The 16,198-nt window shown below is 65.3% G+C and carries 14 protein-coding genes; 2 read left to right on the top strand and 12 right to left on the bottom strand.

The features are described 5' to 3' along the window. Window positions 1-114 precede the first annotated feature (114 nt). The 12 genes from ACH196_RS08505 to ACH196_RS08450 all read right to left on the bottom strand — a co-directional run bounded on the left by ACH196_RS08505 (window position 115) and on the right by ACH196_RS08450 (window position 14,962). Window positions 115-558 (bottom strand): hypothetical protein, encoded by a 444-nt coding sequence (locus ACH196_RS08505; protein ID WP_396646445.1) that lies wholly within the window; start codon window positions 556-558, stop codon window positions 115-117. A gap of 173 nt (window positions 559-731) precedes the next feature. Next, window positions 732-2,438: an SRPBCC family protein gene (locus tag ACH196_RS08500; protein WP_396646444.1), complete on the bottom strand. Its 1,707-nt coding sequence runs from the start codon at window positions 2,436-2,438 to the stop codon at window positions 732-734. 6 nt (window positions 2,439-2,444) lie between these two features. Beyond that, on the bottom strand, window positions 2,445-2,879 hold the full coding sequence (locus tag ACH196_RS08495) for an SRPBCC family protein (RefSeq protein ID WP_396646443.1): 435 nt from the start codon (window positions 2,877-2,879) through the stop codon (window positions 2,445-2,447). Window positions 2,880-3,119: 240 nt separating this feature from the next. After that, complete coding sequence (locus ACH196_RS08490; RefSeq protein WP_396646442.1) at window positions 3,120-5,318, bottom strand: flotillin domain-containing protein; 2,199 nt, start codon at window positions 5,316-5,318, stop codon at window positions 3,120-3,122. A gap of 90 nt (window positions 5,319-5,408) precedes the next feature. Next, window positions 5,409-7,622 carry an ABC transporter permease gene (locus tag ACH196_RS08485; protein ID WP_396646441.1) on the bottom strand — a complete coding sequence of 738 codons (2,214 nt, stop codon included), beginning with the start codon at window positions 7,620-7,622 and terminating at the stop codon, window positions 5,409-5,411. Further along, window positions 7,615-8,418 (bottom strand): ABC transporter ATP-binding protein, encoded by an 804-nt coding sequence (locus ACH196_RS08480; protein ID WP_396646440.1) that lies wholly within the window; start codon window positions 8,416-8,418, stop codon window positions 7,615-7,617. The genes ACH196_RS08485 and ACH196_RS08480 overlap by 8 nt, the downstream gene beginning before the upstream one ends. 136 nt (window positions 8,419-8,554) lie before the next feature. Continuing rightward, window positions 8,555-9,802: an ABC transporter substrate-binding protein gene (locus ACH196_RS08475; protein ID WP_396646439.1), complete on the bottom strand. Its 1,248-nt coding sequence runs from the start codon at window positions 9,800-9,802 to the stop codon at window positions 8,555-8,557. Window positions 9,803-9,844: 42 nt separating this feature from the next. Then, window positions 9,845-10,870: a branched-chain amino acid ABC transporter permease gene (locus ACH196_RS08470; RefSeq protein WP_396646438.1), complete on the bottom strand. Its 1,026-nt coding sequence runs from the start codon at window positions 10,868-10,870 to the stop codon at window positions 9,845-9,847. After that, entirely contained in the window at window positions 10,867-11,913 is a 1,047-nt protein-coding gene (locus tag ACH196_RS08465) for a branched-chain amino acid ABC transporter permease (protein ID WP_396646437.1), read from the bottom strand. The genes ACH196_RS08470 and ACH196_RS08465 overlap by 4 nt, the downstream gene beginning before the upstream one ends. 7 nt (window positions 11,914-11,920) lie before the next feature. Then, complete coding sequence (locus ACH196_RS08460; RefSeq protein ID WP_396646436.1) at window positions 11,921-13,261, bottom strand: amidohydrolase family protein; 1,341 nt, start codon at window positions 13,259-13,261, stop codon at window positions 11,921-11,923. A 46-nt stretch (window positions 13,262-13,307) separates the two neighbouring features. Then, the gene (locus tag ACH196_RS08455; protein ID WP_396646435.1) at window positions 13,308-14,087 is read right to left on the bottom strand and encodes an alpha/beta fold hydrolase; all 780 of its coding nucleotides are present in this window, start codon (window positions 14,085-14,087) and stop codon (window positions 13,308-13,310) included. Then, entirely contained in the window at window positions 14,084-14,962 is an 879-nt protein-coding gene (locus tag ACH196_RS08450; protein ID WP_396646434.1) for a fumarylacetoacetate hydrolase family protein, read from the bottom strand. The genes ACH196_RS08455 and ACH196_RS08450 overlap by 4 nt, the downstream gene beginning before the upstream one ends. 202 nt (window positions 14,963-15,164) lie before the next feature. Here ACH196_RS08450 and ACH196_RS08445 point away from each other — a divergent pair, with 202 nt between their 5' ends. Both ACH196_RS08445 and ACH196_RS08440 read left to right on the top strand, forming a co-directional pair. Continuing rightward, on the top strand, window positions 15,165-15,830 hold the full coding sequence (locus ACH196_RS08445) for a FadR/GntR family transcriptional regulator (protein WP_396646433.1): 666 nt from the start codon (window positions 15,165-15,167) through the stop codon (window positions 15,828-15,830). Window positions 15,831-15,908: 78 nt separating this feature from the next. Then, window positions 15,909-16,151: a hypothetical protein gene (locus tag ACH196_RS08440; protein WP_396646432.1), complete on the top strand. Its 243-nt coding sequence runs from the start codon at window positions 15,909-15,911 to the stop codon at window positions 16,149-16,151. The last annotated feature ends 47 nt before the right edge of the window (window positions 16,152-16,198 follow it).

Raw genomic sequence — 16,198 nt, 5'->3', positions numbered from 1 at the left:
CGGCGGTTAACCTTGACAGCCATTGGCACCGGAATGCCAGCACCCCTACCGCCAAGCGCACTAGGCGATGGCGTTCGAACCGTCAACAAGTCAACCCTGCATGCCGCCCGACGGTCACGATGTATCGATGCGCCCCGCCGCCCCGCAAGCCATTGCGCGCGGTGCTTTCATTGCGTGATCCCGCCACCCCGTCACCGCCCCGCTTTGCGCAAGACGCCCGTCCAGCCCGCTGCGAAACAGCCGCCGCCCAGCAAGAGCCTGCAAGCCGCCGAAGACGAAGGCCAGCGCCCGGAAACAGCGGGCGAGCCGCAAAGCCTCGGCGCAGCCATCGGCATCAACCCCGCCGGACACGGCCGGCGGCAAGGCAAGCGCGCCGCCGGCCTGCCCGACAGCAAACGCCCGCGCGACGGCCTCGGCCGGCCGCAGCAGCGAAAGCACCGGAACGCGAATCCAGAGCGGCAGGACGCACAGGAACTCGGCCAGAACGGCGAGCCTGAGCAGCAGCACTGCGATGCCCTTCAGCGTCTCCTGCTCATTTTCGCGTTCCGCGCGGTCCATTCCAGCCTCCGTTCGAGGCACACAATAGCAGAGATGCGGAAACGATCAAGGAAATTTTTCCTATTCTTTCTCCGAAGTCGCGTCGTGTCGGCTTTGAAGACCCGGCAATGGCCGACACCGGCGGCGGTCAAATTCAAATGCATTGCCTGATGCAGTCCGCGCCGCCGTCCCGTCTATGGCACCAGCACCAGTGAACCGGTGGTTACCCGCGCCTCGAGGTCGCGATGCGCGTCGGCGGCGCGCTCCAGCGGATAACGCGTCGGCGGGGCGAGCGACACGATGCCGGCGCGCAACGCGGCGAAGAAGCGTGTCACATGCGGGCCGAGCCGTTCCGGCGTGTCGGTGTAGTGCCCGTAATTGGGCCGCGACACGGTGACCGATTTCGACGCGAAGCGGCCGATGTCCCAGTCGCCTACCGGACCCGACGCCTGGCCGAAGCTGACCAGATGGCCGCGCACGGCAAGCGCCGCCAACGAACCTGCAAACGTATCCTTTCCGACCGCGTCGTAGACGACGTCGGCGCCGCGCCCGCCGGTGATGCGCATCACCTCTTCGGCGAAATGCCCGTCACGGCCGTAGGAAAGTACATGCCGGGCGCCCAGCTTCTCGACCGCGCGAGCCTTGGTCTCGCTGGAGGTTGTGGCGATCACGACGCCGCCAAGATTTTTTGCCCACTGCACCAGCAACTGGCCGACGCCGCCCGCCGCCGCATGCACCAGCACGACGTGGCCTGGCCGGACGGCAAACACGTCATGCAGCAGGAAGCTGGCGGTGACACCCTTGAGCAGCCCAGCCGCCGCCAGATCGTCGGGAATATCGTCGGAGAGTTTTACCAGCATCTCCGCCGGCCGGTTGGTGCGTTCCGAATAGGCGCCGAGCGGCGGCCCGGCATAGGCGACCCGGTCGCCGACGGCGAGGTCTTCCACACCCGGCCCCAGCGCCTCGACCAATCCAGCCGCTTCCATGCCCGGCACGCCGGGCGGCTTCAGAAGATCGAAAAACCCGGTACGGCAATAGATGTCGATGAAGTTGACGCCGATCGCGGTGTGGCGCACCTGCGCCTCGCCCGGACCTGGCGGCGGCAACGGCACTTCGCGCAATTGCAGCACCTCCGGCCCGCCATGCCGCTCGACGACGATGGCGCGGGTGCGGTCCTGGGTCGCTCCTTGCGGCTCGATACCCCCACCCCTAACCCCTCCCCACAAGGGGGAGGGGGATTCGTCGACTGCAGCGCCAAAACGAACAACGTCTCCGGTTCGAGCGACGGAAGCGCCGAACGCGCGCCCCTCCCCCTTGTGGGGAGGGGTTGAGGGTGGGGATATGAAGGCGCCGCCTTGCGTTGGAATCGCCTTCTGGTCCTGACTGAAGGAAAATGCCTGTGGCGCGTGTCTTGCCCCTGCATCGCCAGCCGGAGCAGATTGAGACAAAGTCCCGAAGGCGGGAGGCCGACCAATCAGCCGTCTTATCGCCTCAAACCCTGCCCGATAGATTCCGTCCGTCACCAGCCGCACCAGTTCCTCACGACGCTCCGCCGGCGGATGGAACTCGGATGACCACTCCCAAAAGGTCCGATCCCGATCCGTCACCGGCTTCAGCGCGACGGTCGCCACATAACCCATCAGCGGCAGCGGTGCTTCCAGCAGGCAGTAGGTCAGCCGCCGGTCGCGGTCGGACAGCGACAGAAGCTGCTCGCGCAGTTCGCCACCATCCTTCAGCCGGAATCGCCGCACGGCGCCGACCGCATCGACCGGCTCGCCGCCCTCGATGGCGCTAGACGCGATGGCAGGATGCCAGCGGTCGTGCCCATTGAAATCGCGCAGCAAGCGCCAGACCTCGTCGACCGGCGCGTCGATGATGGTGCTCTGCCGGACTTTCACCATGCGGCGCTAGCGGAAACGCTGCTTCAAGGCAGTGAAGGCGGTCTGGAAAACGCCCTGCCCGATTTGCTGGACGAGCGCGGCCTCTCGCTCCGGCGGACACTCGAACTCCGCCTGCCATGAGGCAAAGGTGACGTTGCCGTCGGTCACCGGCGTCAGCGCCAGCGTGGCGATATAATCCGACACGCCCATCGGGCTTTCGAGGATCGTGTAGGTGCAACTGAGGTCGTAGTCCGACAGCGCCAGCAGCCTTTCGCGGATGCGCCCGCCGTCCTTGAGGGTAAAATTGCGGATGCAGCCGATCTGGTCGGCCTTCGCACCCTGCTCGATGCGGCTCTCGGCAACGAACGGCGTCCAGGACGGCAGGCCGTTGAAGTCGCGCACGATGCGCCAGACCTCGGCGGCGGGGGCGGCGATAACGGAGGAGATGTAGACTTTGGGCATTAGGCGGACTTCGAGATGCGGAAAAGTATGGAGCGTCGGCGTTCCTTCGCACCCCCCTCTGTCCTGTCGGACATCTCCCCCGCAAGGGGGGAGATTGGCAGCTTCGGCCTCGCTGCCTCTCTTACAACGTTGACGGTTGGCGAAAGCAGGGATGAAGGCCAATCTCCCCCCTTGCGGGGGAGATGTCCGACAGGACAGAGGGGGGTGCGCAAGCGCACGATCCTGCACGACCGACCCCGCTCAGTGATCCCGGTCGTCATCATCGTCCTTCGCCGTCGTCTTCTTGCCGTTGCCCTTCTTGTCACGCGTCAGGCTGGAAATGTCCTTGGCGTCGCGCAGCACGTCGGTCATACGCCCCAGCGAGCCGCCCTCGATGCCGATCTCCTTCATCAGATTGTCGATCATCGGCGCCTGCACGCGGTAGCGCAGCGCGGAATCGATCACCTCGTCGGTGACGTTGCGGCCCGAGCCGCCGCCCGCGCCGCCGGTGACACCGTCCACATGCAAAATCTTGATGCCCTCGATCTTCTCCATCGGCTTGACGCTCTCGCGAATGATGCCTTCGAGCTTGTCGATGATTTTTCCGCGCGTGCGGCTGGCGCGCGCCGGCTCGGACAACATGTTCTCCGCCTCGTTGAGCTGGCGCTGCCCGGCTGCGTCGACCTCGTAGCGCTGCGCGGCGGCAAGGGCGGCGATCTTCTCCGCCTCGGCATTGGCTTCAGCGGCGATCTTCTGTGCTTCCGCCAGGCTCCGCGCCGCCCGCATCTCGGCCTCGGCCGCGGCGGTAATGCGCAACGCCTCGCGCTCGGCCTCGCGGCTGGCGCCGATCAGGTCGGTCAGCTTGCGGCGCTCGGCGATTTCGCGCTCGCGCGCCGTCAGCGCCTGCTCCTCCGCCTGGATCGCCTTGGCGCGCACGGCCTCGGACGCCGCGATGGCCGACGAGCGCTCCTGCGTCTTCTTGGCGATGTCGATCGCCTTCTGGATTTCGGCGATCTCGACATTCTGGTCGCGGGCAATCGCCAGTTGCCTCAACTCACGCTGGCTGATGAGTTTTGCTTCCTCGATGCCGCGCTCGGTGGTGATGCGGGCGCGCTCCACCTCTTCCGCCGAGGCGATCTCGGCCTCCTCGAATGCCTGCCGCTTGGCAATCTGCAGCGCCTCCAGATGCCGCTCGCGCGCGATCCGCACCTCGTCGAGCGCCCGGTCCTGGGCGATCCGTTCCGCCTCGGTGGCCTGGTTGGCGACGATCTCGGCGCGCCGCTTCTCGGCTTCCGCCTTGGTTACCTCCAAAGCCTTGGCAGCCAATGCGATCTGCCGTTCCAGCTCGACGATTTCCAGCGCCTTCTTCCGCTCGATCTCAAGCCGGCTCTGCGCCTGCTCGCGCTCAATCCGCGCCGTCTCCAGCGACAGCTCCAGCGCGATCTGCTCGCGCTGCGTCATCTCGCGGGTCTTCAGTTCTGCCTCGTCGAGCGCGCGGCGCCGCGCGATCTCGCGCCGCTGCGTGTCTTCCTCGCTGCGGATGCGTTCTTCCGTGATGGCGCGCTCCTGCGCCAGCCGCGACTTTTCCACCGCCTCGCGGGCGGCGAGTTGCGCCTGCTCGGCCTCCTGGTCGCGCACCGCGCGCTCGCGGGCAAGCTCCGAGCGTTGCGCGGCGCGGCGGATTTCGACTTCGCGCTCCTGTTCGAGCCGCGCATATTCGCTCTCGCGGTCGATCTCCAGCACCTTGCGCTGCGTGTCGAGGTTCTGGTTGCGGATGTCGACCAGCGTGCGCTGCTCGATCTCATTGCGCATGCGCCGCCGCGTCTCGATGGATTCGGTGAGCTGCGTCAGGCCCTCGGCGTCGAAGGCGTTGGACGGGTCGAAGAATTCGAGGCTGGTCTGGTCGAGATCGACGATCGCCACGCTTTCCAGTTCGAGCCCGTTGGCGGCCAGCGATTCCGCCGCGAGAGCGCGAACTTTCTGCGCATAATCGCCGCGCTGCTCATGCATCTCTTCCAGCGTCATCTGCGCCGCCACGGTGCGCATCGCGCCGGCGAATTTTCCTTCTAAAAGTTCGCGCAGCCCTTCCGGCTGCAACGTGCGGCGGCCAAGCGTCTGCGCCGCCGCCGCCACAAGTTCGCGGCTGGCCCCGACCCGCACGAAAAACTCGGCGATCAGGTCGACGCGCATGCGGTTTTTTGTGATCAGCGCCGTGCCGTCCTCGCGCCGCACCTCGATGCGCAGCACGTTCATGTTGACCGGCGTGATCTCATGCAGGACCGGGATGACAAAGGCGCCGCCATTGACCACGACCTTTTCGCCGAGGAAACCGGTGCGCACGAACGCCGTCTCCTTGGTCGAGCGCCGATAGAGCCAGCGCAGGATGTAGACGGCGATCACCACGACGATCGCGGCGATGATCAGCCACAAGAGAAAAGTGCCGAACGTCTGCGCGGCCATCAGTTCATCCTCCGAAACGAGAAGCGGTCGGCGTGCGACCGGAGATATTCAACGGTTTGCAGCGGAAGTTCAGAAGCGCGAAAATGTCCATCACGCCCTCCTCTGCATCTTGGGCATGATGCCTTCGAACGCCGCGACCACCGCGTCGACAAAGGTCGTATCATTGATGTTGGCTTTCACCCGCGTCACCTGACGTGTCGGCGACACCCGCATCGTCCGCTCGATGGCCTCGAACAGCGCGTTGTCCGCCTCAGCGTCGTGGAACGGCTGGCCCGGCGCGTCGAGCATCGACACGCCGCCCTCCGGCAGCAGGAACCGCACCGGCCCATTCATCCGGTTCAGCCGTTCCCCGATCCACTCGCCAAACTGGCGGTTCTCTTCCCGCGTCGTGCGCATCAGCGTGACGTTGGGATTGTGGATCACAAATTTCCGGCTGCGAAATTTCTCCGGCACCGTGTCGCGCGGCCCGAAATTCACCATGTCGAGCGCGCCTACCGAGCCGACATAGGGCAGGCCGGAGCGGATCGCGGCCCCAAAACGGTCGTCGGTCGCCGGGAACACGCCGCCGACGATCATGTCGGCCACTTCCGTGGTTGTAAGGTCGATGAAACCCGACAGCAGGCGCGAATCGCCAAGATTCTCCATTGCCCGACCGCCAATGCCGGTGGCGTGGAAGACGAGGCAGTCATAGTCGGCCTCCAGGCGCCGCGTCACCGCCTGCACCGCCGGCGTGGTCACGCCGAACATGGTGATGCCCACCGCCGGGCGCGCCAGCTTACGCTTCGCTTCCCATTGTTCGCCGGACGGCAACTGCGCCACCATGCCAGCCATGGCGTGCGCGGCGTTGGACAGCACCGCCTCGGTGATCGAGTTCAGCCCCTGCACGTCGGCGACCGAGTGGAACATCATGATGTCGGCGCCGCCGACATATTTGCCTACGTCGCCGGCCGCCACGGTGGAGACCATGATCTTCGGCACGCCCACCGGCAGCACGCGCATGCCGGCCGTCGCCAGTGTCGTGCCGCCCGAGCCGCCGGCCGATATGATGCCGCCGATCTTCGGCTCCTGCGCGATCCAGCGGGCAAAAGCCTCGGCCATCGCCGCGACCGAGCCGCCACGGTCACCCGACATCACCGCTGACGGCCCGCCCCGATGCATCGCCGCCACTTGGCCCGCCGGCACGTCGGCGCTGGCGGGTTTTCCCGAGGTCGAGAGGTCGACAGTCTTCACCGGTATCTTCAGCGCCTTCAGCCGGTCGGCGATGAAGCGCAGTTCCCGGCCCTTGGTGTCGAAGGTGCCTGCCACCAGAACGGTGCGGCCGATCCGTTCGGCGAAGGGGATGGCGAAGACCTTACTCAAATCGTCGCCGGGCTGCGTCTTTTCCACCGCCGCCTGGCGCATCACCGCCACCGGCACGTTCCAGCGGTTCGGCAGGTCTGTGACCGGCCGATAGATGCTGTTCGCGCCTTGAACCGGCGCTGCCGCCTCGCCACCGGTGCGCTCGATCCTGTAGACCTCGGCGAGCTGCGAGGCAGCCTGCGCGGCCGCCGCCGGAGTCACCGGCTCTTCTTCCGAATGCCGTCCGACACCCAGCAGCCGCTGCTGCAATTCGCGGTCGCCAGCCAGCGCTTTTGCGTCCATCACCCGGTTGACGCGGCCGTTGACCATGATCGCGACGCGGTCGGACACGGCGGTCGCCACGCCGATGTTCTGCTCGATGACGAGGATCGCCATCTCGCCTTCCCGGCCGAGCTCGACCAGCATTTTTTCGACCTGGTCGACGATGACCGGGGCAAGCCCTTCGGTCGGCTCGTCCATCACCAGGAGCTTCGGGTCAGACAGCAGAGCGCGCGAGATTGCCAGCATCTGCTGCTCGCCGCCGGAAAGCTGCGAGCCGCCATTGCTGCGGCGTTCCGCCAGGCGCGGAAACGTCTGGTAGACGCGCTCGACGGTCCAGCTTGCGTCACGCCGGTTGCCGGCGGCAAGCCGCAAATGTTCGTCCACCGTCAGGCTCGGCCAGACGCGGCGGCCCTGCGGCACATAGCCGACACCCAGCCGGTGAATCTCGTGCGGCTCGAGCGACGATACCTCGCGTCCGTTGACGCGGATCGAGCCGGAGCGGGCGCGCTTCAGGCCGGTGATGGTGTTGCACAGCGTGGTCTTGCCCATGCCGTTTCGGCCCACCACGGACAGCACGCCGCTCTCCAGCGTCAGCGACACGCCCTGCAAGGCGTGGCTCTCGCCGTAGTAGACTTGGAGGTCGTCGATCCTGAGCGCCGCGCGGGCGCTTGCCCGCTCAGCCATGGTGCCGGCCTCCAAGATAAATCTCCTGCACCTGCGGATCGGCCTCGATCTCGCGCGGCGTGCCTTCCTTGAACAGGCGGCCATTGTGCATCATCGACACATATTCCGACACGCGCAGCGCCACGTCGAGGTCGTGCTCGATGATGATGTAGCCGATATGTTTCGGCAGCGCGTTCAAAATGGCGACGAGGTCGCGACGCTCGGTCGGCGACAGGCCGGCCGCCGGCTCATCGAACAGGATGAAGCGCGGCGCGCCGGCCAGCGCTAGCGCGATTTCCAGTTGCCGCTGCTGGCCGTGGCTGAGCGTCGCCACCAGCGTATCGCGGTCGCCCTCCAGATGCACGGCGTTGAGGATCGATTCCGCCTGCGCCATGTTGACGTCGGTCGAGGCCGGCCTGAGCAGCGAGAACCGCCGTCGCGATACGCCTCGGCAGGCGAGAAAGATCGAATCCAGCACGCTCAGGCCCTTGAAGAGCTGCGAGATCTGGTAGGTGCGGCGCAGGCCCCGGCGGATGCGTTCGTGCGGCGGCAGGTCGGTGATGTCCTCGCCAAAAAATTTGATACGCCCCGCCGTCGGCAGAAAGTCGCCGGTTATGGCGTTGAACAGCGTCGTCTTGCCGGCGCCGTTGGAGCCGAGCACGGCGCGCCGCTCGCCGGCGGCGATGCGCATGGATATGCCCGTCAGCGCCACCAGCGCCCCGAAATGACGCGCGACGCCGTCGAGTTCCAGCGCATGCGCGCCGGTCCCCTGCAATCGTGCCGCGACGGTGTTTTCAGCCAATTTCAACGTCTCCATCTCCTTCTCCCCGTTCACGGGGAGAAGGTGCCCCGAAGGGGCGGATGAGGGGCGGTGCGAACCTTGAAATGCCGGCACCGCCCCTCATCTGCCTGCCGGCATCTTCTCCCCGTGAACGGGGAGAAGAAAGCTACCCTCACGGGCAGCTCGGATTGTCGCGGCTCACCGCGCCCAGTGCCTTGAACTCGGCCTCGTCTATGCCGAGCGTCTGGTTCACCTGCGGCACCACCTTGACCAGCTTGTTGAGCAGATTGCCGTCCGGCCCTTCCACCACTTCCGTGAGATAGATGTCGGCGATGGCGTTACGGTTCTTGTCGAGCGACACTTTTCCGGTCGGCGTATCGAAGGAAAGCTTCGACAATGCCGCGCGCAAGTTCGCGCCGCCGTCCGAAACATCGCCCTTCACCTCGTTGAGGCCGAGGATCGCCGCCTTCATGTTGACGTAGTAGCCATGCGCGAACAGCGACGGCGACGGGAAGGCGTTGGGCTGCTTCTTATAGGCCTCGACGAATGCCAGCCAAGCGGGCGAGTCGTTGGTGTCGGCGGTCGGTCCGGCGGCAGGCGTGCCGACCAGCACGTCGCGGGTCTTGCCCTGCGAGGTCAGCACCGTCTGGTCGACTGTGATCGAACCGCCGATCAGCGGTGCCGAGCCGCCGGCCTGCTGGTATTGCGTCAGGAAGTTGACGGCATCGGCCCCGCCCAGCGCCACGTAGATCGCGTCGACATCGTCCGGAAGTGCTGCGATCACCGACGAAAAATCCTTGTTGCCGATCGGCACCCAGGACTTCGACGGCACCTTGCCGCCAGCCTTGCAGAACTCGGCCATGAAGCCGAACACCTGCGTGTAGGGGAAGGAATAGTCCTCCGCCACGACCGCCACGTTCTTGTAGCCCTTGTCGTTGAAGGCATAGGTGCCGAGCCCCGCCATCCACTGCGCGCCGTCGGTGGAGAAGCGGAAGAAGTTTTCGGCCGGGTCGCGGAAGGTCGTGTCCTGCGCGGCCGAGGTGCCGTTGATGAAGGTCACGTCCGGCTTGGTCTTGGCATAGTCCTTGACCGCGATGCCCTCGTCGCCGGAGAGCGGCCCGACCAGCACCTTCACGCCGTCCTGCTCGACCAGTTTTCGCGCCGCGCGCACCGCGCTGTCGGGCGAGGCGTCGGACGAACCTTTGACGATCTCGATCTTCTTGCCGCCTGCGGTGCCGCCGGCCTCCTCCACGGCGACCATGGCGCCGCGCTCGCCGTCCTCGCCGAGGACCGTGAACGGCCCCTCGAAAGTGGCCAGCAGGCCGATCTTGATCGTGTCGTCCTGGGCCAGCGCCAGCGACGGGGCGGTCAGCCCCGTGGCCAGCGCAAGGGCGAGAAGGCTGCGTCTATGAAGTCTCATCATGTTCCTCCCATGTTGAACCCGAAAACCCCTGTCCGGCGCCTATGGCCCCGGGCGCAGGGAATCCTGGGCGAGGTGCGGCTTCAGCCGTTCCCACAGCCCGAGAATGCCGTCCGGCGATACGAAGACGATTACCAGGAAAACCAGTCCGATCAGCGTGTTGAAGCGCTCGGCGCCGACGATGTCGATGGCGAAGGTCTGCATCAGCACGACCACGACAGCGCCGAGGAACGGCCCGATCGGATGCTTCAATCCGCCGATCACCGCGATGACCAGCACGTTGATGGCCGCCGCGACGTTGATGGTGCCCGGCGACACCCGTCCGTTGAACCAGATCAGCAGCACGCCGGCGAGCCCCGCGATCAGCCCCGACAGGAACCACGCGAACACCTTGTGCGCCGTGACGTGGTAGCCGATGGCGCGCATCCGCCGCGGGTTGTCGCGGATCGCCTGCAGCGTCAGCCCGAAGGTCGAGCGCGAGCAGTAGAGCACGGCGGCGTAGGCCAGCGCCGCGCAGCCGAGGCAGAGATAATAGAAGGGAACCGGATCGCGCCAATTGACGCCCCAGAATTCCGGCGCGCGCAGCCCGTTGAAGCCGGGAAAGCCGTTGAAGATCGAATAATTCTGCTGCGCGAAATAGAACGCCGCCGTGGCGATCGCCAGCGTGATCATGATCGTGTAGATGCCCTCGGTCCTGACCGCGATCCAGCCGATCAGCGCCGAGACGATCGCCGCAAGCAGCATGGCGAAGGGCGCCACGATCCACCACGGCCAGCCGAAGCCGTGGACGCCCGAATTGTTCAGCCCGAAGATCGCCACCGCGTAGCCGGCGATGCCGGCCACCGTGATCTGCGCCAGGCTGACCATGCCGCCGTAACCCGCCAGCACCATCAGCGACAGGCCGATCATGCCGAAGATCAGCGAATAGCCGCCGATCTGGGTGAGGAAGAAGTCGTTGGCGACCGCCGGATAGAAGATCAGCGCGGCGGCGAGCAAGATGTGCCCCGCCCCGACCTTGCCGAGGAGGGCCGGGCGCGCGGTGGCCGGGGTCGTGGCGACGAGGCTCATCGCGCCTTCCCCATGATGCCCTGCGGCCGTATCGCCAGCGTCACCACCATGATGACGAAGGTCAGCACCACGCCGTAAGTCGGGAAATAGACGAGGCCGATCTGCTCGGCGAGGCCAATCAGCAGCGCACCGATCGCCGCCCCGGTGATCGAGCCCATGCCGCCGACGATGACGACCACCAAGGAAGCCAGCAGGTAGCGCACGTCCTCGCCCGGGGCCACCGAAAGCGCCGAGCCGCCGACCACGCCGGCGAAACCCGCCAGCCCCGCGCCGACGGCGAAGACGATGGCGAATACCGCATGCACGTTGACGCCCGACGCCGACAGCATGGCGCGGTCGTCGACCCCGGCGCGGATCATCATGCCGACGCGCGTGCGGTTGAGCATCAGCCACAGGCCGACACCGATGACGACCGCGGCAAGCAGCACGACCAGCCGGTAGAACGGATAGGTGAGGAAGACCGACGCGCCGTTCGAGCGCACGGCGGTGATCACCGGCAGCGTCACCGCGCCGTCCAACCATTCCGGCGTGGCAAGCTGGTAGGTCTGTCCGCCCCAGACGGCGAGCATCAGGTCGGCGGCGACGATGGAAATGCCGATGGTGACCAGCGTCTGCCGGAGATCGTCGCCCTCCAGCCTGCGGAACACCAGCACCTGCATCAGCACGCCGACGATAGCCAGCACGACGAAACCGGCGGCCACGCCGAGCAGCCAGTAGCCGGTGCGCGCGCCGACCTCGTAGCCGATATAGGCGCCGAGCAAATAGAGTGAGCCATGCGCCAGGTTGACGTTGCGCATCAGGCCGAACACCAGCGTGAACCCGCTGGCGACGAGGAAATAGAGCCCGGCCAGCGTCAGGCCGTTCATCACGGCGCTGACGAAGGCCTTTTTCGAGATCAGCACCGCGTTCAGCGAGGCCGGCCAGATTGCGAAGACCAGCCAGGCGACGACGGCCGCCGAGAGCAGCCAGAACAGCCCCCACGCCTGCCTGCGCGTGAAGCCGCCACCTTCCACCGATGTCCGCTGTTGGTCGAGCAGGCTCATGGAGTATCTACGCCGTCAGCCTGCGCCGCGCCTCGTTCATGCGCGGCGCCTTGTGGAATTTTCCGTCCTTCATGATCGCCAGGATGCGGTTCTTGTCCTGTAGGATCCGCACATCGGAGATCGGGTCGCCGTCGACCAGCAGCAGATCGGCGAGATAGCCTTCCCTGATCATGCCGAGCTCGTCGCCCATGTTCATGATCTGCCCGCCATATTTGGTCGCCGCCAGGATCGCCTCCATCGGCGAGAAACCGAGCATCTCGACGAAGGTCTGGATGTCCTTGGCGTTGGTGCCCTGTGGGGTCCAGGCGAAGCCGTAGTCGCCGCCGATGCAGATGCGGATGCCGCGCCGGTGCATCTTCTTCATCGTCTCGATGCACATTTCGAGCTCGCGCTCATATTCGATCGTCACACGCGATCCCGGCTTGATGCCCCATGGCTCGGCGTAGCGGGCAGTGTTGATCAGCCAGGCGATGCCGGGCGCGACGAAATGCTTGTCCTTGACCGCCTCCAGCATGTCTAGCGCCTCCTCGTCGGCGAAGGAGGCGTGATAGATGTTCTGGATGCCGTGGCGCACGCACTGTTTTACCGAGCCGGACGAGCGGGCATGCGCGGAAAGAACCTTGTTGCGGCAGCGCGCCTCGGAGGCGGCCATCGCCACCTCTTCCTCCGACATCGGCGTCTCTTCCGCGCCCATGCCGGTCAGCGACTCGCCGGACAGATTGAGTTTTATCGAATCCACGCCGTATTTGATGAGAGTTCGCACCGTGCGGCGGATCTCTTCCGGCCCGGAAACGACGAGGCCGAGGTTCAGCCCCTCATGCGGGATATGCGATGGCGCGGCGTCGCCAAGGCCGCCAACTGTGGTGATCTCCGGCCCGGCCGCCAGATAGCGCGGCCCGGGAAAGCGGCCCTGGTTGATGAATTTTTTCGCCACCACGTCGAGGCGCGGCTTTGCTGCCGCTGCACCCCGGCCGGCGGTGAAGCCGGCGTCGAGCACCAGCTTGGCCATCTCCATGGTGACCAGCATGTGCTCTTCCAACTCCATCATCTGGATTGGGTCGATGCCGGGCGCATTGTTCCAGGAAAGGTGCAGATGCGCGTCGATCATGCCGGGCATCAGCGTGGCACCCATGCCGTCGATCGTCGTCGTGCCGCCGGCACCGCTATAGCTGATCGAAGACGAGCCGAAGCGCGACGAGCCGCGCGTGATCTGCTTGATGCGGTTACCCTGCACCAGCACCTCGCCGGTATAGGGATATTCGCCCGTCGAATCGAGCACACGCACATTGGTGAAAAGCACGTTGCCGGAGCCGTTTCCGCTCCAGCCATTGTTCCAGTCGTCTGCCATCTCTACCTCCCAATGGCCGGCGCGGGCGAGCGCACCAGAACTTCCCTCACCTGTGCACGCGCGCCAGAAAATCGGCCAGTCGCCGGCTGCACTCCCCCGGAGCCTCGACCGTAGCCCAGTGGCCGCTGCGGTCGAGCGACGAGAATACGGCTCCCTTGATCCTGTCGGCAAGCGCCTGCGCGACGCTTGGCGGATTGACCGTGTCGGCATCGCCGGTGATCAGCAGCGCCGGCGCCTTGATCCGCTTGGCATCGATCGCCTGCGCCTTGGCCAGCGCCTCGCAGGTGCGGGCGTAGGATTCAAAATCCTGCCGCGTGATCGATTCTCGCACGAAGGCAGCCGCCGCCGGAAAATGCTCGCGCGTATGCGCGGAGATGGCGTTGGCGACGATCTGGTCGGCGATGTCGGACATGCCGCCGGACCGCGCCAGTTTTGCGCGCGCCTGCAAACCGTTGCGGGTCGCCTCCGCCGGCTCAGCCAGCGCGCCGAACAGCACCAGTGACGCAACCGCCTCCGGCCGCTCCGCCGCGATCTGCTGCGCCACGATCGTGCCCATCGAATGGCCGACCACATGCGCCTTCTCGACGCCCGTCGCCTCCATCACCTTCAGCACCGCCTGCGCCATGCCCTCGATCGACAGAGCGTCGACCGGGCGCGGCGAGCGGCCCGATCCGGGGAGATCGACACGCACCACGCGAAACCCGCTCAGCGCCTGCATCTGCGGGAAAAACATGTTCGACGTGCCGCCGAGGCCGTGGATCATCACGAGCGGGAAACCTTCGCCGGAAACTTCCGCGACAGCCGTCCCGACGCTGACCGTCGTCATGACACGCGCTCCGTGATCGGGTTTTCCAGCGCGCCGATGCCGTCGATCTCGACCCGCACGAAGTCGCCGGCCTTCAGATATTTCGGCGGATCGAAGCCGATGCCGACGCCGGCCGGCGTGCCGGTGGCGATGATGTCGCCTGGCCTCAGCGTGATGCCCTCCGACAGCGTGGCGATGATCGTCGGGATGTCGAAGATCAGCAGCGGAATCTTCGAATCCTGCCTGAGTTCGCCGTTGACGAAGCAGCGTATGCCGGTGTTCTCCAGATCGATCTCGTCCCTGGTCACCGCCCACGGCCCCATCGGACAGAACGTGTCCTGCGACTTGCCGATCAGCCACTGGCTGTATTTGCCCTGCAGGTCGCGCGCCGTCACGTCGTTGACGATCGTGTAGCCCCAGACATGGTCGAACGCCTTTTCCCTGGAGATGCCTCGCCCCGCCTTGCCGATGATCACCGCGAGTTCTGCTTCGTAGTCGATCGCGGTAGAGACCTTGCTGTCGATCACCACATTGGCGCGGTTGGCGATAACCGATTCCGGCACCTTTGAAAAAATGATCGGGTTTTTCGGGATCGCACCGGCCGCAGCACTCGAATCGAAACCGCTCCTGGCGAACTCATGCGCGTGCTCGTAATAATTCTTGCCTACGCAGAAGATGTTGCGGCGCGGCTGCGGGATCGGCGCTTCCAGTTCCACCTGGTTGAGCGGGATCGGCGACAGCGTGCGCGGCAAGCCGGCGCCGTTGCGGTCGATCAGCGCGAGGATGCCGCTTTCGGCGCGCTCGACAGGCAGATCGAAGGGCGCGATCGTCTCATTGTCCTGATCGACGAGGCCGACCCGGCGCTCGCCGCCGATCGAGAACGTCGCCACTCTCATGCTTCTCTCCCTGAACCTTTTTTGAGCCAATTAAAGCCCATTTTGTCAACGCTAGCGCCGATTGGTTCCTATCGCAAGGGTGATTGTTCCCTTTCAGTCTGATTTTCGTAGCCAAGCCAACCGAAACGGGCGATTGCGTATGGACGAAGCGCGAAATGGCCGCTAGATTGGTTCACTATCGGTTCACAACGGGAATCGCTTCATGCCAAAACTGGTCGCCGGAGATATCGCCACTGCGCTGAGGAAGCGTATCTCCTCGGGCGAATGGGAGGACCGCATTCCGCCGGAGCGCGACCTGGCGGGCGAATTCGGCGTGGCGCGCAACACGGTGCGGCGCGCCGTCGGGCTGCTGGAGGAAGACGGCACGCTGGTCCGCCAGGTCGGCCGCGGCACGTTCCTTGCGGCGACCGATCCCAACTCCATGGCCGCCGTCGTCACCCGCATGGAAGGCACCAGCCCGGCCGACATGATGGAGATCAGGCACCTGCTCGAGCCGGCCGCAGCCGGCTTCGCCGCCACCAACGCCAGCGCCGGCGAACTCAACGCCGTGCGCGACGCCTACCAGACGGCCTGCGAGGCGACCGACATGCCGGAATTCGAGCATTGGGACGCCGAATTTCACCACCGCATCTTCGCCTGCTCGCGCAACGAGTTTTTGAAGGAACTGCACAATCTGATGCGCATATTGCGCAACCAGTCCCCCTGGTTCGAAATGAAGAAGCGCTCCTTCTCGGAAGAGCGCCGGCAGACCTATTGCGCCGAGCACGAAAAAATCCTCGACCGCTTGCTGCGCCGCGACCCCGAAGGCGCGCGCGCCGCCATGCTGGCGCATCTGCAGACCGTGGCGCGCAATTTGCTGGGGCGATAGCCGGCGTCCGTATCCTGAACCCTTGAACCAACTGATCTCGATACTATCTAGGTACTATCAAGATAGTATGAGGATGCGATGATCACCACGTTCAAGATACCATACGACAAGGGAGAACTCCGCATTGGCTGGGCCTCCTGGGATGATGGAAGCCTCACCGATCGGTCCGTAAAATTTGCCTACAACGATAAGTCTGGAAAGACATCTCGTGGCGCGCCAGAGCTTCCATTCGGCGTCCTGACCGACATGATAGTCCTGGCCCACCAACAAGGTGAACTTGACGCTGATATGGTCGCGAAAATCAAAACAGCTTTTAGGTAGTGCGTTTCGTATCTCACAAGAGACCGGCACATCTTCGCAGTTAAAAC

This window comes from Mesorhizobium sp. IMUNJ 23232 (genome assembly GCF_044326205.1).
Taxonomy (GTDB): domain Bacteria; phylum Pseudomonadota; class Alphaproteobacteria; order Rhizobiales; family Rhizobiaceae; genus Kumtagia.
The sequence above is the reverse complement of the archived record's forward strand: the minus strand, read 5'-3'. Positions and strand labels throughout refer to the sequence as shown.